This window comes from Rhizobium sp. BK112 (assembly GCF_014193215.1).
Lineage (GTDB): Bacteria > Pseudomonadota > Alphaproteobacteria > Rhizobiales > Rhizobiaceae > Rhizobium > Rhizobium anhuiense.
This window is the reverse complement of sequence record NZ_JACHYZ010000003.1, coordinates 608,388-634,068: the sequence shown is the minus strand read 5'-3', so window position 1 is coordinate 634,068 and position 25,681 is coordinate 608,388. Positions and strand designations below refer to the sequence as shown.

Genomic DNA, 25,681 nt, shown 5'->3' with positions numbered 1-25,681 from the left:
GGCGCAATATACGTCGCTGTCGCGACGCGCCCGGGATCAGGAGACGGCAGTGGCGATCATGTTCGTCAGAGCGCAGGTGATCAGCAGAGGGGCGGGGCGAAGCATCGTCTCGGCCGCGGCCTATCGCCATCGCGCCCGGATGATGGACGAGCAGGCCGGCACGTCGTTCAGCTATCGGGGCGGGGCGTCCGAACTGGTGCACGAGGAACTGGCGCTACCGGACCAAACCCCGGCCTGGTTACGGTCAGCAATCGAGGGGCGCTCGGTTGCCGGTGCCAGCGAAGTGCTGTGGAATGTGGTTGATGCTTTCGAAAAACGGGCGGACGCGCAGCTGGCGCGCGAGCTGATCATTGCGTTGCCGGAGGAATTGACCCGGACCGAGAACATCGCGCTGGTGCGCGAATTTGTGCGCGACAATCTCACCTCGAAGGGAATGGTCGCCGACTGGGTCTACCACGATAAAGACAGCAATCCGCACATCCATCTGATGACGACGCTGAGACCGTTGGCGGAGGAGGGGTTTGGACCCAAGAAGGTAGCAGTGACCGGCGAAGACGGTGCGCCGTTGCGGGTCGTGACGCCGGATCGGCCAAAGGGCAAGATCGTTTACAAGCTCTGGGCGGGCGATAAGGAAACCTTGCAGGCGTGGAAGATTGCCTGGGCGGAGACGGCCAGCCGGCATCTGGCGCTCGCCGGCCATGACATCCGTCTTGACGGCCGCTCTTATGCCGAGCAGGGCCTCGATGGCATCGCACAAAGACATCTGGGCCCCGAGAAGGCAGCACTCTCCCGCGGGGGTGCCGAGATGTATTTTGCACCGGCCGATCTTGCCCGTCGCCAGGAGATGGCCGACCGGCTGCTCGCCGAGCCGGAGCTCCTGCTGAAGCAGTTGAGCAATGAACGCTCCACCTTCGACGAGCGCGATATCGCCAAGGGGCTGCATCGCTATGTCGACGATCCCGCAGACTTCGCCAATATCCGCGCGCGGCTGATGGCGTCGGACGATCTGGTCATGCTGAAGCCACAGCAGGTCGATGCCGAAACGGGCAAGGCGAGCGAACCCGCCGTTTTCACCACGCGCGAGATCCTTCGCATCGAATATGACATGGCGCAGTCGGCGCAGGTTCTGGTGGAACGTCGCGGTTTTGCCGTTTCCGACCGGGTGGTCGCCGCTGCGATCAGAAACGTCGAAACTCAAGACCCGGAAAAGTCCTTCCGGCTCGACCCGGAGCAGGCAGACGCCGTCCACCATGTCACGCGGGACAATGGTATTGCCGCAGTCGTCGGTCTTGCCGGCGCCGGTAAGTCGACCTTGCTTGCCGCGGCCCGTCTCGCCTGGGAAAGCCAAGGCCGCCAGGTCATTGGTGCGGCCCTTGCGGGCAAAGCCGCCGAGGGTCTGGAAGACAGCTCCGGCATCAGATCACGAACACTCGCCGCCTGGGAACTGGCCTGGGCCAATGGACAGGAGACGCTTCACCGCGGCCATGTGGTGGTTGTCGACGAGGCCGGCATGGTGTCGTCGCAGCAGATGGCCCGCGTGCTGAAGCTCGTCGAGGAAGCGGGAGCGAAACTCGTGCTGGTCGGCGATGCGATGCAATTGCAGCCGATCCAGGCGGGGGCGGCGTTCCGGGCGATTACCGAGCGGATCGGTTTTGCCGAACTTGGCGGCGTGCGCCGCCAGCGCGAGGCGTGGGCGCGCGAGGCGTCGCGGCATTTTGCGCGTGGCGAGATTGGGAAAGGTCTTGATGCCTATGCGCAGCAGGGTCATTTGGTGGAGGCAGAGACGCGGGACGACGTCATCGAGCGCATTGTCGGCGACTGGACGGCGGCGCGCAAACAGGCGGTCCAGGACTCAACAGCTGCCGGCAATGATGGCCGTCTTCGCGGTGATGAGCTTCTCGTGCTCGCCCACACCAATCAGGACGTCAAACGTCTGAACGAGGAACTGCGATCTGTGATGGCGGGCGAGGGGGCGCTGGGTGAGAGCCGCGCATTCCAGACCGAACGCGGCGCGCGGGAATTCGCCACCGGCGACCGCATCATCTTTCTGGCAAATGCCCGCTTCGTCGAAGCGCGCGCAATGCGTCTCGGTCCGCAATACGTCAAGAACGGCATGCTCGGGACGGTCGTATCCACCGGCGACAAACGTGGTGATACGTTGCTTTCGGTGCGTCTCGACAATGGCCGGGATGTCGTCATCAGCGAGAACAGTTATCGCAATGTCGATCACGGCTACGCCGCGACCATCCACAAATCCCAAGGCTCGACCGTCGACCGGACCTTCGTTCTTGCCACCGGCATGATGGACCAGCATCTGACCTATGTGTCGATGACCCGGCATCGCCATCGTGCCGATCTCTATGCCGCGAAGGAAGATTTTGAAGCGAAGCCCGAATGGAGCCGCAAGCTGCGTCCCGATCATGCTGCCGGCGTCACCGGCGAACTCGTGGAAACCGGACAAGCCAAATTCCGGCCGAATGACGAGGATGCCGACGATAGCCCCTATGCCGATGTGAAGACGGATGACGGAGCCGTCCATCGTCTTTGGGGCGTGAGCCTGCCGAAGGCGTTGGAGGATGCCGGTATCTTAGTGGGCGACACGGTGACCCTGCGCAAGGACGGGGTGGAGCGGGTCAAAGTTCAGGTTCCCATCATCGATGAGCAGACCGGGCAGAAGCACTTCGAGGAAAGAGAAGTCGATCGCAATATCTGGACAGCCAAACGGGTCGAAACCGCCGAAGCGCGCCGGGAGCGTATCGAGCAGGAAAGCCATCGGCCGGAACTGTTCAAACAACTCGTTGAACGCCTGTCGCGCTCCGGCGCCAAGACGACGACGCTCGATTTCGAGAGCGAGGCTGGGTATCGGGCGCATGCCGACGATTTTGCCCGCCGCCGCGGGCTCGACCATCTCTCTCTCGTCGCGGCGGGGATGGAGGAGGACGCCTCGCGGCGGCTCGCGTGGATTGCCGATAAGCGCCGGCAGGTGGCGAAGCTTTGGGAAAGGGCAAGCGTTGCGCTGGGATTTGCGATCGAGCGGGAACGACGTGTCTCGTACAACGAGGAGCGCACTGAGACACACACCGTCTCGGAGACAGATGTTGGCCGCGGCCGATATCTGATGCCGCCCGACACTGCTTTTGCCAGAAGCGTGGAGGAGGATGCGCGGTGGGCGCAGCTTTCCTCGCCGGCCTGGAAGGAACGGGACGCAATCCTGCGGCCGCTGCTGGAGAAGATCTATCGTGAGCCGGAGGCGGCACTGGTCGCCCTGAACGCCCTGGCATCGGATACGAGCAACGAACCCCGCAGGCTCGCCGACGATCTTGCTATTGCACCGGATCGGATCGGCCGCCTGCGGGGTTCCGACCTTATGATAGACGGCCGTGCCGCACGCGACGAGCGCAGCATCGCGACCGCGGCATTGACGGAACTACTGCCGCTGGCCCGCGCCCACGCGACGGAGTTCCGCAGAAACGCCGAGCGGTTCGAAAGCCGCGAGCACCAGCGCCGCGCGCATATGTCAGTGTCGATCCCAGCGCTCTCCAGAAAGGCGGTGGCACGTCTCGTCGAGATCGAGGCGGTGCGCAAGCAGGGAGGGGACGATGCCTACAAGACGGCCTTTGCATTCGCCGCCGAAGACCCCTCGATCGTGCAGGAGATCAAGGCCGTCAGCGAGGCGCTCAGCGCCCGCTTCGGTTGGAGCGCCTTCACATCCAAAGCCGATACGGTTGCCGAACGCAACATCGTCGAGCGTATGCCGGAAGACTTCACAGGCACCAGGGGCGAGAAGCTGACCCGGCTGTTCGAGGCCGTGAAGCGTTTTGCCGAGGAGCAGCATCTCGCCGAACGGCGGGATCGTTCGAAGATCGTCGCCAGCGCCAGTGCTGATCCGCAGAAGGAGAATATCCCCATGCTTGCCGCCGTCACCGAGTTCAAGACTCCGATCGAGGAAGAGGCGAGATCGCGTGCTCTGGCCGGCCCTCTCTATCGCCAGCAGCGAGCAGCGCTGGCCGACGTGGCGTCAACGATCTGGCGCGATCCGGCTGGCGCTGTCGAGAAGATCGAAGAGCTGCTTGTCAAAGGTTTTGCCGCCGACCGCATCTCTGCTGCAGTGACCAATGACCCGGCCGCCTATGGTGCGCTGCGTGGCTCCGATCGCCTCATGGATCGGATGCTGGCCGCCGGCCGGGAGCGCAGAGACGCTGCGCAGGCCGTGCCCGAAGCCGCCGCTTGGCTACGATCGCTCGGTGCGGCCTATGCCGGCGCCCTTGATGCCGAGCGCCAGGCGATCGCCGAAGAGCGGCGGCGCATGGCGGTTGCCATTCCCGGCCTGTCGAAGGCGGCGGAAGAAGCGCTCATGCGGCTGACTGCCGAGGCGAAGAACGACGGCCGCAAGCGGAATGCATCGGCTGCTGTTCTTGATCCCAGCATTCGCCGGGAGTTCGCCGCAGTCAGCGTGGCGCTCGACGAGCGCTTCGGCCGCAATGCCATCGTCCGAGGAGAGAGGGATCTCATCAACCGTGTGCCGCCGACGCAGCGCCGCGCCTTCGAGGCGATGCAGGACAGGCTGAAGGTCCTGCAGCAGACCGTTCGCAGGGAGAGCAGCGAGAAGATCATGTCGGAACGGCGCCAGCGGGCTGTCAGCCGCGGCCGCGGCGTCGATCTTTGAAGTCCATCGAAGAAGGCAAGGATTCGGCCGGGCCGGGGAGCGGATGGGGGTGGCGTCGAGCAGATCTACGATACGCGTGAAATAGGTGCGTTATCGCGGGCTCTCGCCATGTAGTAACGGCTCGCTGAGGATATTGATGTCGACGCTCGGATAAACCCGCCCTTCCAACAATTGAAGGGATCTAACGCTGACTTTTACGGGCAAGATCCCCGCGTCAAAGTCGACCGCTGATAGCCATTCTACCGCAGAAAACCTGAACAATGTCATGTGAGCAATCTGGGGCGGAGTTGGACGCCAATGTTCGAAGTGGATAGCATCTGAAATGGCGGACCGAAGGTCGCACAATTCCAGCGGCTGCTGGGCCTTTACGAAGAAAGCGGCTTCTGAGGCTGCGACCTCATCGAAATGGAGGTCAAACGGCGGGGTCTCTTCGACCAGTTTTTCCACGATCTCCTTCCATCTTTCCCTTTTCCGCTTCCAGAATTCGTGGTTTGGAATCCTCAATTGGGTCGCTGCGTTGAGCAACGTGGCGACCGTCATATGCAGGCTTGTGGCGGGACGCGCAGAAGCGGCGCAGTGATGGCGCCTCGCGATCGGGAAAAAACTGCAGTGAAACGCGGCACCGCTTAAACCACAGTGGATCGACCTTCGTTCGGATCATAGCCGCAGGCCCCTTCTACCTAACACAGCTAGCAAACTATGCAGACACCTCGGGATCTTGCAGCCACGCGGGAATGTCGCGCTTCATATGCAGAATACGCCATATGTCGACATAATCGGCGTGCTCAAGATAGAAGACGAGGTATGGGAAAGCCTTCAGCGTCATGCTCCGCAAATCGGGCAAACGGAGTTCATATGCGTAGCGCAACGACCCCGATGCAGGATGCGTTGCGATTAAACCGAATGTCGACTGCAGCGCATCAACGAAGCTTATCGCGACTTGCGCGCCAGCCTCGCGAGCATAATAGTCTACGGCATTCTCGACATCCCTGCGGGCCGACTCGCGGGGAACGATCGACTTTCCCGTCACCTGGAGCTTTGCCGCGAGGCACGGTCTCGCAGACTATCGAAATAGGCGGCATCAACCGGCTCCGTCGTTTCGGATGAAGCACCCTCAAGCAAAAGATCACGCAAGTGCTGGCGATCTTTGTCGCGACGGATCAACTCGCGGACGTATTCGCTGCTGGTCCCATAGCCTCGCCCTGCGACCTGCTTGTCGACGAACTGCTTCAGGTTCTCCGGCAGCGAAATGTTCATAGTGCTCATCGGGCTAAAATACCCCGGATGGCAAAATTTGGCAAGGTAGGGACTCCACCAGTCCCCATGGGGCTTACTGTGGAGATCATGAATTCTTCGCTCCGGCTACATTCATTTGTTTGCTCCGTGCCTACGTGTCTTGCAATATCGCATTTCAATTCGAGCGGGATGCATGATCAGTGCGAAACCGGCCGGCCTATAAGGCGGCCAGATTCATAGTGTCGGAACGGACCGAATAGGCGTGCGACATAACGTTCAAAGTTTATGACAATCGCTTTTGTTTTCGAATTTCCATGAACTCCTCTGGTCCCAGATGCTCGAAGACGCGCACCCAAAATTTGAAATCGCCTGAGCGTCCGTCAGATCGGGCGCAGATTGCACACCAGGCGGCGGCTGTTTTCGCATGCCGTCCATAAAGCAAACGGACAGCGGTACTTATGTCCCCAAAATCTACATCACTCCAAAAGTCCGGTGTGGCTACTGCGCAGCCGGCTGAGAACCCTTCGAATATTTCGCGCATTAAAAAGCCCCGTTACCGTCCGGAAACAGGCTATCAAATTATGCCGGACGTCGATCCCACTGCGTGGGCCACGATCACGTGTCGTCCCTGGCAAATCTACGCTTCTGTGCGAAGTGCTTCTCAGCTTCAACATTATGTTGTAACAAAATTGAAAGGCAAGCTATAAAATAGCCGCCGTCACGGTGTATTTCGCAGTCAGTTTTGCCCGCCAGGGTCGAGGTGCCGCCCAATATGAAGCAGTCCCGCGAGAATTTTGTCGTATCAAACGAGTTCGCAATACAGGCAGTAGCGAGGGAGGCGAGCCAATGAGCGCTCTTCTGGCGATCGTATCGCGTGATGCCGACTACTATTTGATGCTGTCATATATCCTGAAGGGCGCCGGATACAGGACCGTCCTCGTCGATATTCCAAATGAAGCAGTTGCGACCGCTGAGGCGCGCGGGGCTGCAGCCATCATCGTCGACTGCCAGCCGGGTTCACAAATTCTGGCAGATATCGCGTCGAGTCTGGAGGAAAAAGGGCTTGCCGACGGCCTCACGCTCATCGCGCTCGTTGCCGAAAAGGCCGCCTATCTCGACATACTGAAAGCCAACGTCGATGAGAGCTTTACAAGGCCGATGCCTCCGGAACGTCTCCTGACTTACCTGCACCGTGAAATAGGCAATTCCTCAAACGAAGCGTCTGACCGTTTCGTTCCGATGTTTGACGATATGAAACTGGACGTCAGCGGCCGGCGTGTCTTGGTAAAGGGGATGCCGATTAATCTCAGCCCGATCGAGTTTCGTCTGCTGAGAGCTCTTATGGGCGACGCGGGGCGCGTTCTCGGTCGCGCGGAACTGATTGCCGCTGCTTGGCCGGAAACAGCCTTCGTCGAGCCGCGGACAGTCGATGTTCACATCGGCCGGCTCCGGCGCGCATTGAGGCGGGCGCTTGGCCGCGACGTGATCCGCACCGTGCCAAAGGAGGGATATGCAATCGAGATTACCCAATATATGTGACTTCGCTACGTTCACATGTTCACTGGAACTTCCCGAAAATTTGTGGCCGCCTTCGTTGTATAAACAACGATCACGCGCATAGCGTGAAGCCCATGGAACACCTGGGAGGTCAGCATGCAAGAGTTAGCTTCGGGCGCCGGATCGGCGAAAACATCCCACAGAAACACCGCGGGCCTGATCAGTCACGCAAGTCCCCACTTTGCAGCGGCCCATCTTGACGGCCTGATGGCACTCTATGTCCATCCGTCCGATGGGCGAGCGGTGGAACTGCCAGTTTCAGAGGGCAGATCGGAGCGCGTCATCGACTTCGTCCGCTGCTCGTATCTCGGGCTCGACAATCATCCCTCAATCATCGAAGGCGCAATCGAAACCATTCGGCGCTATGGAACTCTGCATTGGTCGTGCGCCCGCACGCGGCTCAATTTTGCAGCCCTCGGAGACCTTGAGGATGCTCTTTCTGATCTCTTCGGCGCCAGGGTGATCACCTATACAACTGTGCTTGCCGCCAACCTCAGCGCGCTTCCCCTAATTGCGTGCGGCGTTCTGACGGGCGGCAAAAAACCAGTCATGGTATTCGACCGTCTCGCGCATGCAACGTTGGCCTTCAACAAGCCCGTCGTTGCCGAAGAATGCGAGGTGCGCACCATAGGCCACAACGATCTTCAGGCGCTCGAGGAAATTTGCCGCCAGAACGAGACGGTCGCTTATGTTTGCGACGGTGTGTATTCCATGGGCGGCTGTGCCCCAATCAAGGAGTTGCGGGAGCTTCAGGGGCGATACGGACTCTTCCTTTATATCGATGATGCTCACGGCATATCGATCTTTGGGGAAAGAGGTGAGGGGTTTGCCCGTTCACAAATGCCAGAAGGTCTCGGTGAACGGACGATCATCGCAGCCTCGCTCGGGAAGGGCTTCGGAGCCTCGGGCGGCATTCTGTTGCTCGCAACAGCCTTCCAGGAAGAGATCTTCCGGCGCTTTGCTCTCGCGCACGCCTTCTCGGCCTCTATCAATGTTGCCGCGATCGGTGCAGCTCTCGCGTCTCAGTCGCTCCATCGCACACCGGAACTCGGCGTGCGGCAAAGGGCGCTCGCCGAACACGTTTCTCTTTTCGACGAACTGGTGCCGACCGCACAAGCAGGATCCCCACTCCCGATCAGAACAGTCATGGTCGGTGACGAGCTCGCGGCAATCGGCGCTGCCAGAAGGGTGCTTGATTCTGGTTGTTATACGTCGGCCATTTTCTTCCCGACAGTGGCTAAGGGGAGGGCGGGGCTGCGGATATGCCCGACCGCCGGGCACACGGCTTCCGAAGTGCGCGACGTTGCAACTGCCATCAACCGTGCACTCAAGGGATGAAGGTTCGTCTGATCGTCATCGGATCCAGGTATTCCAACGCTCGAGCATCATTGCGGCATTGTCGTTGATCCATTTAGCGTCCGGGATGACGATGTAATCCCGGATGTCCTCGTCGCTCGGCAGGGCCACGCGTGCAGCCGGTGACATCAAATCGATCGCCTTGCGACTCGGTGGCGTGCAAAGAAGTTCGTCGCACACACGGGCCTGCGCTTCCGGATGATCAAGCCAGTAGGCGATCAACTTCAACGCGTTTGCTTGGTTCGGCGCATCCTTGATGATCGTCAAGCGATCGCCAACGAGGAACGACGCTTGCTTGGACCAAGCGATCTGGCGCCCTTCCGCCTTCAGTGTATTTGCGCGCGTCAGCCAGATCTGCCCGATGCTGTAGTCGCCATTGCGAAAGCCCTGAACGCTCTGATCGCCGGTCTTCCACCAGAGCGATATTGCCGGGCGTATCTCGTTGAGCTTGCTGAGGGCGCGGTCGACGTCGAGCGGAAAGAGCTTATCGCGCGGGACGCCATCGGCGAGAAGCGCGGCAGCCATGACCCGCCACGGATCGTCGAAATTTGGAAACGCGCGACCACCAGGGAACTTTGTCTCGTCCCACATATCGGCCCAGCTCGATGGATTTCCATCTTTAAAGGCAGTTGGGTCGTAGGCCATCAGCGTTGCGGTTGAAAAAAGCCTGGCCCCTGCACTGACGCAGGCGTCCTCGACCAGGTCTGGCCGGCCCTGGAAAGTTTTGCAGAAGTCGGTCAAGTCTTCAGATGTCAGCCGATGCGCTTCGGCGCTCGCCTGTATCTCGCCGTCCGGGTAAAGGTCCCAGGTCACATTGCTGGTCTTAACCATAGCAGCAGCTTTCGCGCGCATCTCGGCATTCGTTGCCGCGACCGAAACAACCTTAATGCCGGTGTCTCCGGTAAATGGTTCGAACCAGAATTTTCGAAGCGCCGCATCATAGGCGCCACCCGTGGTCGCAATGATGACCTGCTCCTCAGCTTGCGCCGCCCCCGCACCGGCAAGCATAAGGCAAGCCGCAAGCATTGCCTTGATCTTGGTTCGCTTATTCATCGCGTGTTCCTCTGTTCGATTGATATGGGCCACGTTAGTCCTCCCCGCGGCCGGTAAGGAGATGAACGGTCGCCATGAGCGCCAGCGATACCGCAACGAGCAGTGTCGAAACCGCAGCAATGACCGGGGTGAGGTTGAAATCGATGTCCTCGAACATCTTGCGGCTGATCGTTTTGCCGCCAGTATCGGAAATGAAGAAGGCGACTGTTGCCTCATCGAACGACGCTAGAAATGCAAAAACCGAAGCGGCAGCCACTGCTGGCGCGATGTTGGGAAGCACAATGCTGAAAAAGGCGCGGCTCCAGCTTGCCCCGCAATTCAGTGCCGCAAGCTCGAGCGACGTATCGAAGCGCTCGAGTGCCGCCGAAACGGTGATGATCACGTAGGGAACCGCAAGCACGGTGTGCGCGATCAGGAAGCCAGTGAAATTACCGGTCAGGCTGAGCGGGGAAAAAACCAGATAGAGGGCCACGCCAAAGACAACATGGGGAACGATCATTGGCCCCAGCGATAACGCTTGCAGAAAGGTCTTGCCCGGCAGATTGCCTCGAACGAGCCCGATGGCAGCCAACGTTCCGACAACCGTCGAAGCGACCGTCGTCGCCAGCGCGATCTGCAGACTGAACATCGTTGCTGCCCGCCAGTCCGGATCGGATAGAAATTCGGCATACCAGCGAAGCGTTAGGCCCTTCGGCGGAAGCTCGATATAGCTGCTGTCATTCAGCGAAATCGGGATGACGAGCAGCGTCGGCAGAACCAGGAAGAACAGGATTGCTCCGATCAAGAGGCCGACGAGGAGCTGCAAGGCTGCTTTGCCGTAAGGTCGATGGGTGCTTTTGACGGGAGAGCCGGCGAATGGGGCGATGGCTACGGGTTCAGTTGACACTGTTCATCCCTTTGCTGAGGGAAAGCGCCTTGCGGAACACAAGGACGAAGACCAGCGTCGTGGTCAGAAGGACGGTCGCGAGCGCTGCGGCAAATGGCCAGTCGAGCAGGACGGTGGTTTGCTGACCGATCAGCGTTGCCATCATCAATGCTCCAGGCCCACCGACGAGTGCCGGTGTGATGTAAAAGCCGATCGCCAGGATGAAGCACATGACGCACCCGGCAAAGATTCCGGGCAAGCTGAGCGGCAAGGTCACGCGCATGAACGCGCCGATCGGGCCGGCGCCGAGATTGCGGGCGGCTTGGGGGTACTCTGCAGGAATAGTGCGAAGAGCGTTGTAGATCGGCAGTATCATGAAGGGCATCAGGACATGCGTCATCGCAAGGATCACTGCGCCTTCGGTGTAAATAAGCTTCAACGGGCTGTTAATGAGGCCGCTCTCGATCAGCAGACCGTTTACGATGCCGTTTCTCTGCAGCAGCACGATCCAGGCGTAGGATCGCACCAGCACTGAGGTCCATAGCGGCACGAAGACCGCCGCCGATACGATCACCGCCGTCTTGCCTTTGGCGCGGGACATGAGAAAGGCAACCGGATATCCAAGCAGCAAGCTCGCCACTGTTACGATTGCACCCGTCTGCAACGTGCGAAGCAGGACTTCCATGTAGAGTGGCTCGGTCACGATCCGCTCGTAATGCTCCAGCGTGAATCCCGGCGCCATTAGGCTCAAAGAGACGAGCCGCCCAATTGGATAGATGAAGCCTCCGGCCAGTAAGAGCATCAACGGCACAATAAGCAAGAGCGTCAGCGCGTGCGAATACTGGCGCGCCGAGCGTGAGAAAATCCAGCTTGCTGGGCGGGTTGGTGCAACAGGCAAATTATCGACTGTCATGGTCATTTCATGCCTCCGCAGCCGTAAAGAGCCGTAGGCCGTCGCGTTCGGCGATGACATCCACGAGTGCCCCCATTGCAAAGGGCACCCGCTTTCCGTCAGCAGGGATCTGCACCTGAATGAGCTCTCCGCTTCCGAAATCGGAGCGAACGAGATGAAGGTCGAAGGAGCCTGCAAAGACCGACGTTTCGATCCGGCCGGGGAGGGCGTTCTGTCCCCCTGCGCCACGCGCTGCAAGGCCAAGGCGCTCAGGCCGCAGCGCGAGCCGAACGCGATCACCTATTTTTGCCGAACCCTCGAAACCATGGGCTGCACCGGGCGTATCAATAACCACGTCGTCACCCAGTCTGATCGTCTGGCGGCCAGCGGTCCCGCCCAGGAATTCTCCCGTCAGGAAGTTCATCTTGCCGATGAAGTCGGCTACAAAGGCACTCTGCGGATTACAGTAGAGATCCGTCGGGGTTCCGAGCTGCGCGAGATGCCCCTTTGCCATGACAGCGATCCGGTCGGACATCGTCAAGGCCTCCTCCTGATCGTGCGTCACGTAGATGACCGTTGCACCGAGGCGCCTCTGAAGCTGCTTGATCTCGATCTGCATGGATTCGCGCAGCTTCTTGTCCAGTGCCCCGAGTGGCTCGTCCATCAAAAGAACAGGCGGTTCGAACACGATTGCTCGCGCGACCGCCACCCGCTGCTGCTGGCCGCCGGAAAGTTCGTGGGGATAGCGCTTGGCGTAGTCCGGGAGTTGAACGAGTTCGAGCGCCCGGCCAACGCGTTCTGCCCTGAGGTCCTTGCGGATGCCTCGCATCCGCAAGGGAAAGCCGATGTTTTCGGCGACGGTCAGATGTGGGAACAAGGCATAACGCTGGAAGACCATCCCGATATTGCGGCGGTCGGGCGATACGGCGGTGACATCTCGACCGCCAATGATGATGCGTCCGGCAGAAGGGCTTTCGAAACCGGCGATCATTGTCAGAAGCGTCGTCTTGCCCGATCCGGATGGACCAAGGATCGACAAGAATTCGCCTGCCGAAATGTCCAAGGTCACTTCGCCTACGGCAGTCTGGCTGCCGTAGGCCTTGCCTATGCGATCGATAAAAACAGGCGCGCCAATCAAAATGATATCTCCTTTTGTGTGCTTTGAGATGCATGGAACCCCTCGGCTCCGCCCGCGCGGCGCCAGGTGCTGTGTGCGTCGTGCCGGCAAGACCGGAGCTATTCAGGCATGGCCGCCGGGGCCAAGGCGTTGCTAATATTCGCGATCCCGTTATGCTGTCACATTACGTGATCAATTTTTGCGTGATGCATTTTTGTTGCAACAAAAATGTGAAAATGTCAACTCGTGGGGAGTTAATTTTGAACGATAATACAACTGAAGAGGAATCGTCGGCGTCGGAATTGCACTCTGGGCGCCTCAGCGACTTCGCCTATTCATCCATCAAAGAGCAACTTACGCGGGGTGTTTACAAGCCCGGTCACAAGTTGCCGATCCGTTCGGTTGCTGAAATGCTGAAGGTTGGTGCCACGCCAGCGCGCGAGGCAATCAACCGTCTGGTTTTTGAGGGTGCGCTGGTCATGGTAGGTCCAAAAACGGTCATCGTTCCACATCTCGATCTTGCGGCACTTTATGAAGTCACGCAGATGCGGCTTGCGCTTGAGGGATTGGCGACAGAAAGAGGCACGCTTTGCGCGACGAATGATGTCGTCGATAAGCTATTGGCACTTCAAGAGAAAATCACGCTGTCGCTCGACGAAAAGCGTTATTCGGACGCTCTTCACGACAATAAGGAATTCCACTTTACGATCTATCGACTGTGTGGGATGCCGCACCTTCTTTCGACCATCGACGCCCTATGGTTAAGGGTGGGTGCCGCGTTCCACGACCTCTATCCCGAGTTTGCGGAAGCAAAATACGGTGTCCACAACCATCTGGCCGCGATTGAGGCTCTGGTGGATAAAGATCCCTCCGCCGTCCGAGCCGCAATGGAAAACGACATTCGAGACGGCTATCGTCGCCTCAAGAAAGCAGCGCAGGAGCGTCTCAAGCGAGAATAGCATTGCGGCCGGATTTTTTTGTTGCAACTTCTTCGGGTTCATGATTTTTGTGATAACAAAATTATGAAGGGTCGCACCGTGACCCATTTGCCGGAGAAGATCGAATGTTTCACCCTTATATCTTGCGCGACGGCCGGGGATTTTCCCGGTCGAGGTCCGAACATTTCTTCAAACGGGGTCGTCGCGTATTTCCGACCGGAATCACGCGGGTCACGGTCAATCATGAGCCTAGCCCGCTATACATTTCACGCGGGGAAGGCGCCTATCTCTTCGATGTCGACGGCAATCGCCTTCTCGACCTGAATAACAATTTCACGACGCTGATACACGGCCATGGCTTTCTTCCAGTTGCCGACGCGGTTGCAGATCTGCTTCATCGCGGAACGTGTTTCTCTAACCCGACTGAGCACGAGATCACTCTGGCTGAGCTGTTGATCGAGCGCATTCCAGCGATCGAACATATTCGCTTCGTCAACAGCGGGACCGAGGCAGTGATGTTTGCGATAAAGGCCGCTCGCGCCTTCACCTGCCGGCCAGGCATTGCACGGATCGAAGGCGCCTATCATGGCGCCTATGACTGGGCGGAAACGGGGCAGGCGGTGACGCCGACTATATGGAACGACCCATTGGGGTCGCCGGCCGTACCCGCCTATCGCGGTATGCCGCCTTCGGTAGGTGAGGAGGTGACCGTTATCCGCTTCAATGACATCGCGGATCTGGAGCGCCGAATTGCTTCGGCTGCCCCTTCGCTTGCCTGTATCCTGATCGATCCGATGCCGAGCCGCGCCGGGTTGATAGCGCCTGAGCCGAGCTTTTTCGCGGCTGTCGAGGCGATCGCGAAGCAATATGGGATTCTCATCGTGGCCGATGAGGTCCTCAATCTTCGGCAGTCATATACGGGGGCATCGGCCCGCTATGGTCTCCACCCTGACCTGGTCGCCGCCGGAAAAATCATCGGCGGAGGTTTTCCCGTCGGGGCCATCGGCGGGCGCAAGGACGTAATGCGGGTGTTCGCAAGCGACAGCGGTAAGCCGCTGCTGCCGCAGGGCGGCACGTTTTCGGCAAATCCCGTGTCGATGGTCGCAGGCCGGGTCGCCATGGAGGCGATGACGGAGGACGCTTTCGCTTCACTGGAGAGCCTTGGAGATCGCATCCGGGTCGGACTTCGAAAGGAAATCGAACGCCACGGTGCCGCCTTCAGCGTGACGGGAGCTGCCTCTTTGTTTCGCATCCATCCGAAAGGAAGGCAGCCAAGGGACTTTCGCGAGGCGTATCTCGCACCGGAAGAGGCCGAGTTGATGGGTCGGCTCTCAAAGCATTTCCTCAATTGCGGCATCCTGCTTCCCGATGGCGCTGCGGCCTGCATTTCGACGGCAATGACGACCGCTGACGGTGACGCAGTCATCTCAGCCTTCTCAGACTTCCTTTCAATCCTCGAAGTAACTCCAACCGAAGCAGGCATGTGACCATGGCAACCAATAATCTAACCGTCGCCGAGCGGATCGCTCTTTGCCTGAAGAGGCATGGCGTCACCCATATCTTTGCTCAGAGCCTGCCTTCGGCGGTTATCCTTGCGGCCGAAGCAATCGGCATCCGTCAAATCGCCTACCGACAGGAAAATATGGGAGGGACCATGGCCGACGGCTATGCGCGCCTTTCCGGCAAGGTCGGCGTGGTCGCAGCGCAGAACGGACCTGCCGCAACGCTTCTTGTTCCGCCGCTGGCCGAGGCGCTGAAGGCGAGCGTTCCGGTCGTTGCTCTCGTCCAGGATGTCGAACGCGATCAGGCTGACCGTAATGCATTCCAGGAACTCGATCATCTTACCCTATTCCAATCCTGCACGAAGTGGGTGCGAAAAGTTCTCGTAGCGGAGCGGATCGACGATTATGTCGATGCTGCCTTCACGGCAGCCGCCTCGGGCCGGCCAGGACCGGCAGCTCTCCTGCTCCCGGCCGACCTCTTGCGGGAGCAGATAGTCCCTTCGCCCTTTCGTCGTGAGGCTGTCCTAGGCCACTGGCCGCTCGATCGGTTACGTCCGCGCGATTGTGACATCGAGCGCGCGGCCTCAATGATCGCCACGGCCCAGGCACCCATCATCATAGCCGGAGGAGGCGTCCATGCGAGCCATGCCGCTGGCGAGCTTTCGGGGCTACAGGACGAAGCCTCGCTTCCCGTGCTGACGACCAATATGGGAAAAGGCGCCGTCGACGAATACCACCCGCTGTCAGCTGGCGTTCTCGGGGCTCTCGTCGGGCCGCGATCGCTTGGGCGGCACACGCTTGCCCTTGTCGAAGAGGCCGATCTCGTCATTCTGGTCGGAACGCGAACCAATCAGAACGGCACTGACAGTTGGCGCCAAATCCCCCGGTCCGCATCAGTCATCCACATCGATGTCGATCCCACCGAAATCGGGCGCAACTACGAAGCGGTCAGATTGGCAGGCGATGCGGCCGAAACCATTAGCGCACTTCGAAGCGCGCTTGCCCGACGCGATCTCTCGTACCGCGCATCGCAGCGCGATAAGATGACGGCCCGGATCGCCGGTTTCTGGCGCGCGTTTGACACGGAGCGGGAATCCGTAGCTGGTTCGGAGAACAGTCCGATACGTCCCGAGCGGGTCATGTCGGACCTGCAGCAAGTGCTGACGGCAGAGACGACCGTTGTTGCCGATGCGAGCTATTCCTCAATGTGGATAGCTGGCCAATTGCGGGCTCTTTCCTCCGGTATGCGCTTCCTGTCGCCGCGGGGTCTTGCTGGACTCGGGTGGGGCTTGCCACTTGCGCTCGGTGCAAAAGCGGCGAGGCCGGACGAGCCGGTGGTCGCCATCGTAGGGGACGGCGGCTTCGCGCATAGCTGGGCGGAGCTGGAGACCATGGTGCGGAGCAAGCTACCCGTACTCATCATCGTCTTGAACAACGGCATCCTCGGCTTCCAGCGTGATGCTGAAACCGTCAAGTTCGGCAGCTTCACCACCGCCTGCAGCTTCGCGGATGTCGATCATCGACAGATTGCCGAAGCTTGCGGCTGCCCGGCTGTTCGAATCTCTGATCCCGCCGATCTTCCTCGTTGCCTCGAGCGCGGCCTGCGTGAAGAAGGGCCTTTGCTGATCGAGGTGATAACGGACGCCGACGCCCATCCCCCGATTTCGCTATTCGCTGCATTGGATCAGGCAGCATGAGCCAGGATACCCCGCGTGTTGCGGTCGTCAGCGGTGGCACGACCGGAATCGGTCTTGCCGCTGCGTTTCGTCTGCTCAGTGCGGGACATCGGGTTGCCGTCTTCAGCCATGGTGATGCAAGCGTCATCGCCGCAGGGGCCGCGCTTGCCGAGGCTTTCGAGCCAGAGCGGTGGCTGGCGAAAAAGGTCGATCTCCGCGAACCTGAGGCCATCAATTCCTTTTTCGGCGAAGTCGGTCGTGTCTTGGGCGCACCTGGGATTCTCGTTTGCAACGCGGGGATTTCGCCAAAAGGTCTTTCCGCCGACCTTACCCTGGAAGAGTGGAACGACGTGCTCTCCGTCAACCTGACGGGGGCGATGCTGTGTTGTCGAGCCGTTTTGCCCGTGATGAAGGAAAAGGGTTACGGACGGGTCATATTCGTTGGCTCTCTTGCCGGCCGGACGAGACCACGGATCGCAGGCGCCGCTTATGCGACGTCCAAAGCCGCACTTTCAGGGTTGTCCCGTGCGCTGGTGTCTCAATATGGCCCCTATGGCATAACATCAAATGTCGTGGCGCCAGGTCGCATCCTGACGCCACTGACAGGCTCCCCGCAAAACAACACCAACATCGACGCGCTGGCTCGTATTCCAGCCGGCAGGCTCGGTTCTCCGGACGACGTCGCCGGGGTCATTGCATTCCTGGCATCGGAAGATGCCGGGTTCGTCAATGGAGCCATCATAGATGTCAACGGTGGCGAATTCGCGCCGAGTTGAGTTTTGCCGTTTTGTCTGGCTAGGAAAGAGGCAATCGACATGGCTTCTGTCATTCTGGTTTGCTCACGGAACGCTGAGCTTTATCTGCTCCTCGCGCATATCCTGCGTTGTGAGGGCTTCGAGGCGCGTCTTGCTGCAAGTGACGACGATGTCGTGGTAGCCTGCGCATCTGCAGGGGTTTCCGCCATCGTACTGGATTGTGCAGGGTGGTCGAGTGATATTGCGCCGTTATGTGCGCTCTTGAAGAATTCAGGGATTCCAGTGGGTGCTCTTATCGGTGAGGACACGCGTGCCCAACACTTGGAGTTGATCAAGGCCGGGCTCGACGAAGGCATCACACGTCCTTTGTCGCCTTCAAAGCTTCTCGCCTTTCTCCACGGCATAAGGCCGCGCTCGGAGGCGCTAACCCAACTAAATTTTGCTGCCACCGCCGAGGTCGTCCTCGGGTCGCACGTCGTCGTGGTGTCAGGCACAAGAATAGCACTTGCGCCAATGGAGATGAGAATCTTTAAATTCCTATTGGAAAGGCAGGGGCAGATCAGTACGCGCATGCAACTCATCGAGGCCGTTTGGCCAGCTCCGCACGCCGTGGAAAGCCGGACGGTTGACGTGCATATCGGCCGGCTGCGAAAAGCATTTGCAGGACTCCGCAATCTGAAGATTCGCACGCTATACGGTGTGGGTTACGCTCTTGAATGTCACGATCTTTGATGCCCGATCATAGCTTCAGCCGGGGTGGGTCCGGATTGGCTAGCCTGAGAGATCGGTGCCAGTGGGAAGCGGCGCAGCCAGAATTTGACCTCGACCTGCAAAAACAGACTTCGTTTTCGAATTGGTTGGCGCAGCTAATGAGGTCGACAAGCTGACAATCTTCGAAGACACCCATTTTGAACCGGGGCGATCGTTACCGTTCGCGAACGGCGTGAGGTGGTGGGGATTGCAAGCAGCGGTACTTCGAAGGATGCGATTGTCTATCTGAGAGAAATCGCAGGCATGCCTGAACGCCATGCCGCGTCCGAGTGCTTCCTTATGCAGCCGCTCGATCAGCCATCTTAACGGCTCCTTCCCAGACCTTTTGTTGAAATACATCGTTAACCATGGCATACATCGGAAAGAAACTCGTATTTTGCTTCCATTTGTGAAAAACCGTAAAGTTTAACAATGCGCTACGATATCGACGGTGCAATGCTCCAAACTCTGCTTCCCTCCCTTACCGCGGCGGAGGATGCGCTGGCGCGGCTGGACGAGCGGGTGTTGCGTTCGGTGGTCGGCGAAGGCTTTGCCGAACGTAGTCATTTCTTCGATGCCGCCGGCGCGCTTTGGGTGGCCGGCGAACTCGTGCATGTCGAGGATCTCGTTTTGCATGATGCGCATATGGATAGCCGCGCTCCGACCCACGAACTGACGATCGCCCATTCCGTGCTGCGGGCACGTCGGCGCATATGGACCGGCGAACCCGGCTGGGCACTTGGCGTCGCGGGCCTCGCAACGCTGACCGCGACCGGCGGGGAAGGGGAGGGGAAAGCGCAGGACGCCAAGAGCCTCGCAGCTCCGGTTGAGGCCGATGAAGAGGGCGAGGATGAGGACGGGCCGCTCGCGGCCGAAATGGCGGAGATCGATGCGCTGCTTGCGCGCTCGCAGAAGCTGCTCGATATCCATACCGGGAAAACGCCGGCAGGCGAGACGGCCGTTGCCCCGGCAAGGCCCAACGAAGATCCTCTCGGCTTGCTTGGTGACGACGAATGGGACGAGGAACAGCGGCTTGCGGAGTGGCGGAGCGTACTGCCATTGGCCGACAGCTTGCCGCCGGTTCTCGGCGCCGTCATCCTTTTCGAAGCCTGGGAGAGGATCGAGCCGTTGCGGCGTCAGCACTGGCTCGGCGGTCTTCTGGTCGCAAGCCAGCTGCGCGCCCGCGGCAAGGTTGCCTCGCACCTCTTTTCTTTCTACGGCGGACTGAAACTGGTGCGCCATGAGCGTCGTCGGGCGCGCGATCGGGCGACACGGCTGCTAGCCTTTCTGGAGGCGATGCATCTCGGGGCTGCGGCCGGCCTCAAGGAAATCGACCGCCTGTCCCTGGCGCGCACACAGATGGAGCTGCGCTTTCGCGGCCGCCGTTCGAACAGCAGCCTGCCGGAGCTTGCCGATTTCATCCTGTCGCGGCCGATGGTCTCGGCGGCGATGATCGCCCGTCATCTGCGCATTACGCCGCGCGGCGCGCTCAACCTCGTCAACGAGATCGGCATTCGCGAAATCACCGGCCGCGGCCGCTATCGCGCCTGGGGTATCATCTAGTGCATGTCGCCCAAAAGTGTGCAGCGGCTTTGGGACAACGACATGCATAAGACAAAGATTTAAAGCGCGTCGCATGAGTGCGATTTGACGCGGTTCGCTTGAAACGAAAACGGCCGGGCGTTGGCCCGGCCGTTTCCTTTAGGTGAGCACCCAGCCAGCCATCCTGTCACAGACTGCAGACCAGGCGCTCTTGCGCTTCCTTTGCCCCCAGAAGCGCAGTCCTATTCCCGCTCGCCGGTGAAGTTGAGCAGAAGCTGGAAGATGTTGACGAAGTTCAGGTAGAGCGAGAGCGCACCGAAAACGGCGAGCTTCTGGTTCGATTCCTGATCGAAGTTCTCCGAATACTGTTCCTTGATGTTCTGCGTGTCGTAGGCGGTGAGGCCGACGAAGACGACGATGCCGATCACCGAGATCGCAAACTGCAGTGCGCTCGAACCCAGGAAGATGTTGACGATGCTGGCGATGATGATGCCGAACAGGCCCATCATCAGGAACGAGCCCATGCGCGAGAGGTCACGCTTGGTCGCATAGCCGTAGAGGCTGGTGGCGCCGAACATCGTGGCGGTGATGAAGAAGGTCCGCGCAATGCTCATCCCGGTGAAGACCAGGAAGACGGAAGCGAGCGACAGGCCCATCACGGCGCAGAAGGCCCAGAAGGTGATCTGAGCGGTGCTGGCCGACATCGTCTGGATCTTGAACGAGAAGAAGAAGACGAAGGCGAGCGGAGCAAGCATCACCACCCACTTCAGCGGCGAGCCGAAGATCGGGACGTAGAGTGCCGGCGTCGAGCCGACGACAAAGGCCACGAGGCCCGTAATGGCGAGGCCGAGAGCCATATAGTTGTAGACGCGCAGCATATGCTCGCGCAGGCCTTCGTCGAAGAGGGCCTGGGAGCCGGCGACGGCACCGTAGCGGGGATTGATCGGGTTCATGCTGATCTCCTCGGTTTGAATTAATAGAGCGAGCGGGCGAGCCGTTCGGCCGCCTGGTCGAGATTGAGACCGCTATCGTCGGCGATGAGTGCATAGGCGACCTCGCCGATCTGCCAATAGGCGGCTTCTGCTTTCTCAAGCGTGAGATGACTGACCGGCTTGACTTCGAAGGCGCCCGGGCGGACGGCGAAAAGCGACAGCCGCTTTCCATCGGACTGCTCGATCGCCATTTCGACGCTGGGGCCGAATTCGGACGGGAAGATCTGCACGTCGGCAACTTTCCAATCCCCAGGCAGTTCGGGCATCACGATCGCGGTGGCGGCGCGGATGTCGTCAGCGTTATAGGTGGCCGATGTCTGCGAAGGCATCGATTGGCGCAGGGCCGCGGTCTGATAAGCGCGAACGGCATCCTCGACATAGGCGGGCGCCGGAACGGAAGCCGACACCTCTGTCGCCGAGAAGGCGCCGAAGGAATTGTGCGCCACCCAGCCGGCGGCGATCAGGATACCGACGGCGGCAATGCGCTGCATGGAATGGAAGATGCGGCCATAGGAAAGGCCACGTTCCAGCCGGCGGGCGGCATCGCGGGTCTCGGGGCGGCCGAAGGCACTTTCGCCGGCAAGCGCCAGACGCAGTTCGCCCTTGACGCTGAGGTCGGCCATCACCTTGGCGGCAATCGCCGGATGCTCGGAAAGATAGGATTCCACCTGGATGCGACGGGCGACATCGAGTTCGCCATCGACGTAGGCGTCGAGATCGGCATCGAGGATCGGATCAATTGCTTTCATTGCCGTTCCCTCCGATAATTCTCAGATGCGAAACGCGTGGTGTCTTCTCCTCGAATTCGCGCAGCTGCGCGCGAGCCCGCGAGATGCGCGACATCAGCGTCCCCACGGGAATGCCGAGCGCCTGGGCTGCTTCCTGGTAGGAAAGGTCTTCGATGGCGACGAGATGCAGCGCCTCGCGCTGTTCCTCCGGCAGGTCGAAGAAGGCGTCGCGCACCTGCTGCAGGCGCACAGCATGTTCCTGGCCGGCCGGCAGCGACTGCTCGGCTTCGACAGCCGCCTCGTCGTGGCGGCGCGTCAGCGACCGGTTCCGGCGCAGACGGTCGATATGGGCATTGTGCAGGATGGAGAGCAGCCAGGTGCGCAGGTTGCCGCCGCTGCGGAAGCTCTTGCGCTTCTCGAAGGCGCGCACCAGCGCATCGTGCACCAGATCCTCCGCCTCGTCCGAATTGCGCACCAGCGAGCGCGCGTAGCGCCTCAGCGCTGCAAGCTGTCCGATGACATCGAAGGGGCGGTCTTTGCGTTCCATGATTGAGTATACGCAAGTGCAGCCGATTTTATTCCCGGCCGGGTCAAAAAAGTTGATCAGCCAAAAGAATGCTGCCCGGACCACGATCGGACATTCTTCTCCAGTGGACAGGCGCCTCAAATCGGCGATTGTGTGTGACAATTACATGACAGATCATGACGCCGCTGATTTGCAGGGGAAAAATAAAGAATGAAGGAAAAGAAGCGGGTCTACGAAGCTCTCGTGGACGGCGCCATGGAAGGGCTGACGGATGAGGCGCTCTATGATTTCGTCAAGGCGCGTTGTCCGAAGGCCACCAGCAAGAAGATCGTCCGGGCCTCGCTTCTCGCGCTGACCGATCCTCATCTCAGAGACCGCAATATTCTCGACGTGATCTATGCGCTGGCGATCAAGCACCGGCTGGATGACGGCGTGCTGGACGAGGGTGAAGAGGACGAGCCCGACGAGCGGGCTCAAACTTCGCAGGCGGCCAACCAGAACATACAACCGCTTTCCTGATGCAGGCCGCCTGAATCGGCCTGCTCGTGCGAAATGGTCAGGCGCCGTCCGAAAGCTCTTCGAGGATCGGACAGTCCGGCCTGTCGTTGCCGTGGCAGGCATGCACGAGGTGCTCCAGCGTCCGGCGCAGTTCCGTCAGCTCGCGGATCTTGCGGTCGATCTCGGTAAGCTTTGTCTGAGCGATATCCCTAACGTCGGCGCTCGCCCGATCCTTGTCCTCGTAGAGCGCCAGCAGTTGCCGGCATTCCTCGACCGAAAAGCCGAGGCCGCGCGAGCGCTGCAGGAAACGCAGCTTGTGGACGTCGGTCGCGGCATAGTCGCGATAGCCGTTTCCACCCCTTTCGGGGCGGATGAGGCCGATATCCTCGTAGTAGCGGATGGTCTTAGACGGCAGGCCGGACCGTTCCGATGCTTCGCCGATATTCATCGCTATCTCCTATAGTTTTGCAAAGCGCAGTCTCAGCGCATTTGAAATCACCGAGACGGAGGAGAGGCTCATCGCTGCCGCGGCGATCATCGGCGAAAGCAGCAGCCCGAAGATCGGATAGAGCACGCCGGCGGCGACCGGCACGCCGAGCGCATTATAGCCGAAGGCGAAGCCGAGATTCTGGCGGATGTTGCGCATCGTCGCCTCCGCCAGCCGCCGCGCCCTGACGATGCCGGTGAGATCGCCCTTCACCAAAGTGATGCCGGCGCTTTCCATCGCGACGTCGGCGCCGGTGCCCATGGCGATGCCGACATCGGCGGCGGCAAGCGCCGGCGCGTCATTGACGCCGTCGCCGGCCATGGCGATGATAGCGCCTTTGCTACGCAGTTCATCGATCAGCGCCTTCTTGCCTTCCGGAAGCACATCGGCGCGCACCTCGTCGATGCCGAGGCTTTTTGCCACCGCCCGCGCCGTGCGCTCATTGTCGCCCGTCGCCATGATGATCTTCAACCCACTGTCATGCAGCGCCTGGATGGCGGCAGCCGTTGTCGGCTTGATCCGGTCGGCAACGGCAACAAGCCCGGCAAGCGCGCCGTCGAACACCACGAACATCACCGTCTTGCCGTCGCCCCGCAGAGCTTCGGTCTTCTCGCTAAGTGCTGCCGGATCGATGCCGAGATCGGCAAGCATCGCCGCATTGCCGAGCGCGACCATCGTGCCGTCGGCAATGCCCTGAACGCCCTTGCCGGTCGTTGCCTCGAAGCCGGTGACCTCGACGAAGGCGACACCGCGCTCCTCGGCGCCGGAAACGATCGCTTCGGCCAGCGGATGTTCGGAGCCGCGCTCCAGGCTTGCCGCCAGCGATAGCAGCCGGTCTTCCCCGACCCCGCCGAAGGCTGCGATATCGGTAAGCTTCGGCTTTCCTTCGGTCAGCGTGCCCGTCTTGTCGACGATCAGCGTATCGACCTTGGAGAAGCGTTCTAGCGCTTCGGCATCTTTGATCAGCACGCCTTCTCCAGCACCACGCCCCGTTGCGATCATGATCGACATCGGCGTCGCAAGGCCGAGCGCACAGGGGCAGGCGATGATCAGAACGGCGACGGCGGCAAGCAGGCCGTTCGCCATGCGCGGCTCCGGCCCGATCGCGGCCCAGGCGAGGAAGGCAAGAAGGGCGACGGCGACGACCGCCGGCACGAAGACGGCCGATACTCTATCGACCGCCCCCTGGATCGGCGCCCGCGAGCGCTGTGCCTTGGCGACCATGTCGACGATGCGCGACAGCACCGTGTCTGCGCCGACCTTCTCGGCGGACATCAGGAAGGTGCCGTTCTTGTTGATCGTGCCGCCGGTCAGCGGATCGCCTTTCGATTTCTCTACGGGCAGGGGCTCGCCCGATATCATCGATTCATCGACGGTCGACTGGCCCTCGAGGACGGAACCGTCCACCGGCACCCGCTCGCCGGGGCGAACGCGCAGCCGGTCGGCGACATTGATATCGTCCACCGGCACGTCACTTTCGTTGCCTTCGGCATCGATGCGGCGTGCTGTCTTCGGCGCAAGGTCCAGCAAAGCGCGGATTGCCGAGCCGGTGCGTTCGCGCGCTTTCAATTCCAGCACTTGGCCGACGAAGACGAGCGCGACGATGACGGCCGCTGCCTCGAAATAGACCGGCACGGCCGCGCCATGGCCACGAAAACTCATCGGGAAGATGCCGGGCGCAAGCGTGGCGACGACGCTGTAGAGATAGGCGGTGCCGACACCGAGACCGATCAGCGTCCACATATTCGGGCTGCGGTTGACAACGGACGCCCATGCGCGGCGGAAGAAGGGCAGGGCGGCCCAGAGCACCACCGGGGTTGCCAGCAGCAGTTCGATGAAGGTCGCCTGCGGCTCGCCGATCGCTTCGCGGAGCGGCAGGCCGAGCATCGGCCCCATGCCGAGCGCCAGCAGCGGCAGGGCAAGGATGGCGCTGACCCAGAGCCGCCTGACGAAATCGACGAGTTCCGGGTTTGGGCCTTCGTCGGCTGGGGGGATGCCCATCGGCTCCAGCGCCATGCCGCATTTCGGGCAGTCGCCGGGGCGATCGCTGACGACTTCAGGATGCATCGGGCAGGTATAGAGCGTACCCTTCGGCGCCGGTTTTGTCGTCGGGCGCTGGCCATCGCGGTAGGCTGCAGGGTCGGCTTCGAACTTCGCCTGGCACGCGGCCGAGCAGAAATAGAATTTCTCGCCCTCGGCTTTCAGGAAATATCTCGCCGTCGAGCGATCGACGCTCATGCCGCAGACGGGGTCCTTCGCCGTCAGGTAATCCTCGGGTGCAGCCGCAAATTTCGTTCGGCAATGCTCGGAACAGAAATGATAGGTGCGGCCGCCATGGTCGAGTGAGGGCTTGCCGGCCTGCGGATCGACGGTCATGCCGCAGATGGGATCACGGACAATGGCGTCGGCAGCCTTCTCCTGATCATGGCCGCAATGGCAATGATTGTCGCCATGGGCGTGGCTGTGATGGTGATCGTGTTCGTGCTTGATATTCATAACTCTCTCCGCGCCGGGAGCGGCATCTGGATAGGGTTATGAACCTTCC

General features: G+C 60.4%; 22 protein-coding genes. 10 read left to right on the top strand and 12 right to left on the bottom strand.

Translation table 11 applies throughout. From position 1 onward, the window contains the following. Nucleotides 1-49: 49 nt before the first annotated feature. Nucleotides 50-4,666 (top strand): Ti-type conjugative transfer relaxase TraA, encoded by a 4,617-nt coding sequence (gene traA, locus FHT75_RS12370; protein WP_183844751.1) that lies wholly within the window; start codon nt 50-52, stop codon nt 4,664-4,666. 90 nt (nt 4,667-4,756) lie between these two features. On the opposite strand, the gene FHT75_RS12365 is transcribed toward traA, so the two are convergent. The 3 genes from FHT75_RS12365 to FHT75_RS12355 form a co-directional block, all read right to left on the bottom strand. Further along, nucleotides 4,757-5,206 (bottom strand): 2'-5' RNA ligase family protein, encoded by a 450-nt coding sequence (locus FHT75_RS12365; RefSeq protein ID WP_245434957.1) that lies wholly within the window; start codon nt 5,204-5,206, stop codon nt 4,757-4,759. 157 nt (nt 5,207-5,363) lie between these two features. Beyond that, nucleotides 5,364-5,696: a type II toxin-antitoxin system RelE/ParE family toxin gene (locus FHT75_RS12360; RefSeq protein ID WP_183844752.1), complete on the bottom strand. Its 333-nt coding sequence runs from the start codon at nt 5,694-5,696 to the stop codon at nt 5,364-5,366. Next, nucleotides 5,693-5,932 (bottom strand): type II toxin-antitoxin system ParD family antitoxin, encoded by a 240-nt coding sequence (locus FHT75_RS12355; RefSeq protein ID WP_029868342.1) that lies wholly within the window; start codon nt 5,930-5,932, stop codon nt 5,693-5,695. Before FHT75_RS12355 ends, FHT75_RS12360 begins: the two co-directional genes overlap by 4 nt. Before the next feature lie 693 nt (nt 5,933-6,625). Between FHT75_RS12355 and FHT75_RS12350 the strand changes: the two genes are divergently transcribed. Both FHT75_RS12350 and FHT75_RS12345 read left to right on the top strand, forming a co-directional pair. Then, nucleotides 6,626-7,441 (top strand): winged helix-turn-helix transcriptional regulator, encoded by an 816-nt coding sequence (locus tag FHT75_RS12350; protein ID WP_254956086.1) that lies wholly within the window; start codon nt 6,626-6,628, stop codon nt 7,439-7,441. 114 nt (nt 7,442-7,555) lie between these two features. After that, on the top strand, nt 7,556-8,797 hold the full coding sequence (locus tag FHT75_RS12345) for an aminotransferase class I/II-fold pyridoxal phosphate-dependent enzyme (RefSeq protein ID WP_183844753.1): 1,242 nt from the start codon (nt 7,556-7,558) through the stop codon (nt 8,795-8,797). 15 nt (nt 8,798-8,812) lie between these two features. Here the strand turns inward: FHT75_RS12345 and FHT75_RS12340 are convergent, their stop codons facing one another. The 4 genes from FHT75_RS12340 to FHT75_RS12325 form a co-directional block, all read right to left on the bottom strand. Continuing rightward, nucleotides 8,813-9,868 (bottom strand): extracellular solute-binding protein, encoded by a 1,056-nt coding sequence (locus tag FHT75_RS12340; RefSeq protein ID WP_097595675.1) that lies wholly within the window; start codon nt 9,866-9,868, stop codon nt 8,813-8,815. A gap of 34 nt (nt 9,869-9,902) precedes the next feature. Further along, nucleotides 9,903-10,673, bottom strand: coding sequence for an ABC transporter permease (locus FHT75_RS12335; RefSeq protein WP_183844857.1), 771 nt, complete (start codon nt 10,671-10,673; stop codon nt 9,903-9,905). A gap of 70 nt (nt 10,674-10,743) precedes the next feature. Then, nucleotides 10,744-11,652 carry an ABC transporter permease gene (locus FHT75_RS12330; protein ID WP_029868302.1) on the bottom strand — a complete coding sequence of 303 codons (909 nt, stop codon included), beginning with the start codon at nt 11,650-11,652 and terminating at the stop codon, nt 10,744-10,746. A 1-nt stretch (nt 11,653) separates the two neighbouring features. Beyond that, the gene (locus tag FHT75_RS12325; RefSeq protein WP_183844754.1) at nt 11,654-12,763 is read right to left on the bottom strand and encodes an ABC transporter ATP-binding protein; all 1,110 of its coding nucleotides are present in this window, start codon (nt 12,761-12,763) and stop codon (nt 11,654-11,656) included. Nucleotides 12,764-13,002: 239 nt separating this feature from the next. On the opposite strand from FHT75_RS12325, the gene FHT75_RS12320 reads away from it, so the two are divergent. The 6 genes from FHT75_RS12320 (at nt 13,003) to FHT75_RS12295 (ending at nt 19,926) form a co-directional block, all read left to right on the top strand. After that, nucleotides 13,003-13,701, top strand: coding sequence for a GntR family transcriptional regulator (locus FHT75_RS12320; RefSeq protein ID WP_097595676.1), 699 nt, complete (start codon nt 13,003-13,005; stop codon nt 13,699-13,701). A 104-nt stretch (nt 13,702-13,805) separates the two neighbouring features. Then, entirely contained in the window at nt 13,806-15,167 is a 1,362-nt protein-coding gene (locus FHT75_RS12315; protein ID WP_029868299.1) for an aspartate aminotransferase family protein, read from the top strand. 2 nt (nt 15,168-15,169) lie between these two features. After that, entirely contained in the window at nt 15,170-16,879 is a 1,710-nt protein-coding gene (locus FHT75_RS12310) for an acetolactate synthase catalytic subunit (protein WP_028758521.1), read from the top strand. Continuing rightward, nucleotides 16,876-17,634 carry a 3-oxoacyl-ACP reductase FabG gene (gene fabG, locus FHT75_RS12305; protein WP_028758520.1) on the top strand — a complete coding sequence of 253 codons (759 nt, stop codon included), beginning with the start codon at nt 16,876-16,878 and terminating at the stop codon, nt 17,632-17,634. The genes FHT75_RS12310 and fabG overlap by 4 nt, the downstream gene beginning before the upstream one ends. A gap of 39 nt (nt 17,635-17,673) precedes the next feature. Further along, nucleotides 17,674-18,345 (top strand): response regulator transcription factor, encoded by a 672-nt coding sequence (locus FHT75_RS12300; RefSeq protein ID WP_028758519.1) that lies wholly within the window; start codon nt 17,674-17,676, stop codon nt 18,343-18,345. A gap of 450 nt (nt 18,346-18,795) precedes the next feature. Beyond that, on the top strand, nt 18,796-19,926 hold the full coding sequence (locus tag FHT75_RS12295) for an RHE_PE00001 family protein (protein WP_097595603.1): 1,131 nt from the start codon (nt 18,796-18,798) through the stop codon (nt 19,924-19,926). 221 nt (nt 19,927-20,147) lie between these two features. Here the strand turns inward: FHT75_RS12295 and FHT75_RS12290 are convergent, their stop codons facing one another. Genes FHT75_RS12290 through FHT75_RS12280 form a run of 3 tightly spaced genes read right to left on the bottom strand, consistent with a single transcriptional unit; the run spans nt 20,148 to nt 22,172 of the window. Further along, the gene (locus FHT75_RS12290; RefSeq protein WP_183844755.1) at nt 20,148-20,858 is read right to left on the bottom strand and encodes a Bax inhibitor-1/YccA family protein; all 711 of its coding nucleotides are present in this window, start codon (nt 20,856-20,858) and stop codon (nt 20,148-20,150) included. Between the two features lie 20 nt (nt 20,859-20,878). Further along, the gene (locus tag FHT75_RS12285; RefSeq protein WP_028759110.1) at nt 20,879-21,646 is read right to left on the bottom strand and encodes an anti-sigma factor family protein; all 768 of its coding nucleotides are present in this window, start codon (nt 21,644-21,646) and stop codon (nt 20,879-20,881) included. Continuing rightward, nucleotides 21,633-22,172 carry a sigma-70 family RNA polymerase sigma factor gene (locus tag FHT75_RS12280; protein ID WP_003553462.1) on the bottom strand — a complete coding sequence of 180 codons (540 nt, stop codon included), beginning with the start codon at nt 22,170-22,172 and terminating at the stop codon, nt 21,633-21,635. Before FHT75_RS12280 ends, FHT75_RS12285 begins: the two co-directional genes overlap by 14 nt. Before the next feature lie 189 nt (nt 22,173-22,361). On the opposite strand from FHT75_RS12280, the gene FHT75_RS12275 reads away from it, so the two are divergent. Next, nucleotides 22,362-22,670, top strand: a complete 309-nt coding sequence (locus FHT75_RS12275; RefSeq protein WP_028759112.1) for a hypothetical protein — start codon at nt 22,362-22,364, stop codon at nt 22,668-22,670. 37 nt (nt 22,671-22,707) lie between these two features. On the opposite strand, the gene cueR is transcribed toward FHT75_RS12275, so the two are convergent. Both cueR and FHT75_RS12265 read right to left on the bottom strand, forming a co-directional pair. Further along, entirely contained in the window at nt 22,708-23,097 is a 390-nt protein-coding gene (cueR, locus tag FHT75_RS12270; protein ID WP_097543521.1) for a Cu(I)-responsive transcriptional regulator, read from the bottom strand. 9 nt (nt 23,098-23,106) lie between these two features. Then, a complete protein-coding gene (locus FHT75_RS12265) occupies nt 23,107-25,632 on the bottom strand; it encodes a heavy metal translocating P-type ATPase (protein ID WP_028759051.1) in 2,526 nt (841 codons plus the stop codon). Nucleotides 25,633-25,681 lie beyond the last annotated feature (49 nt).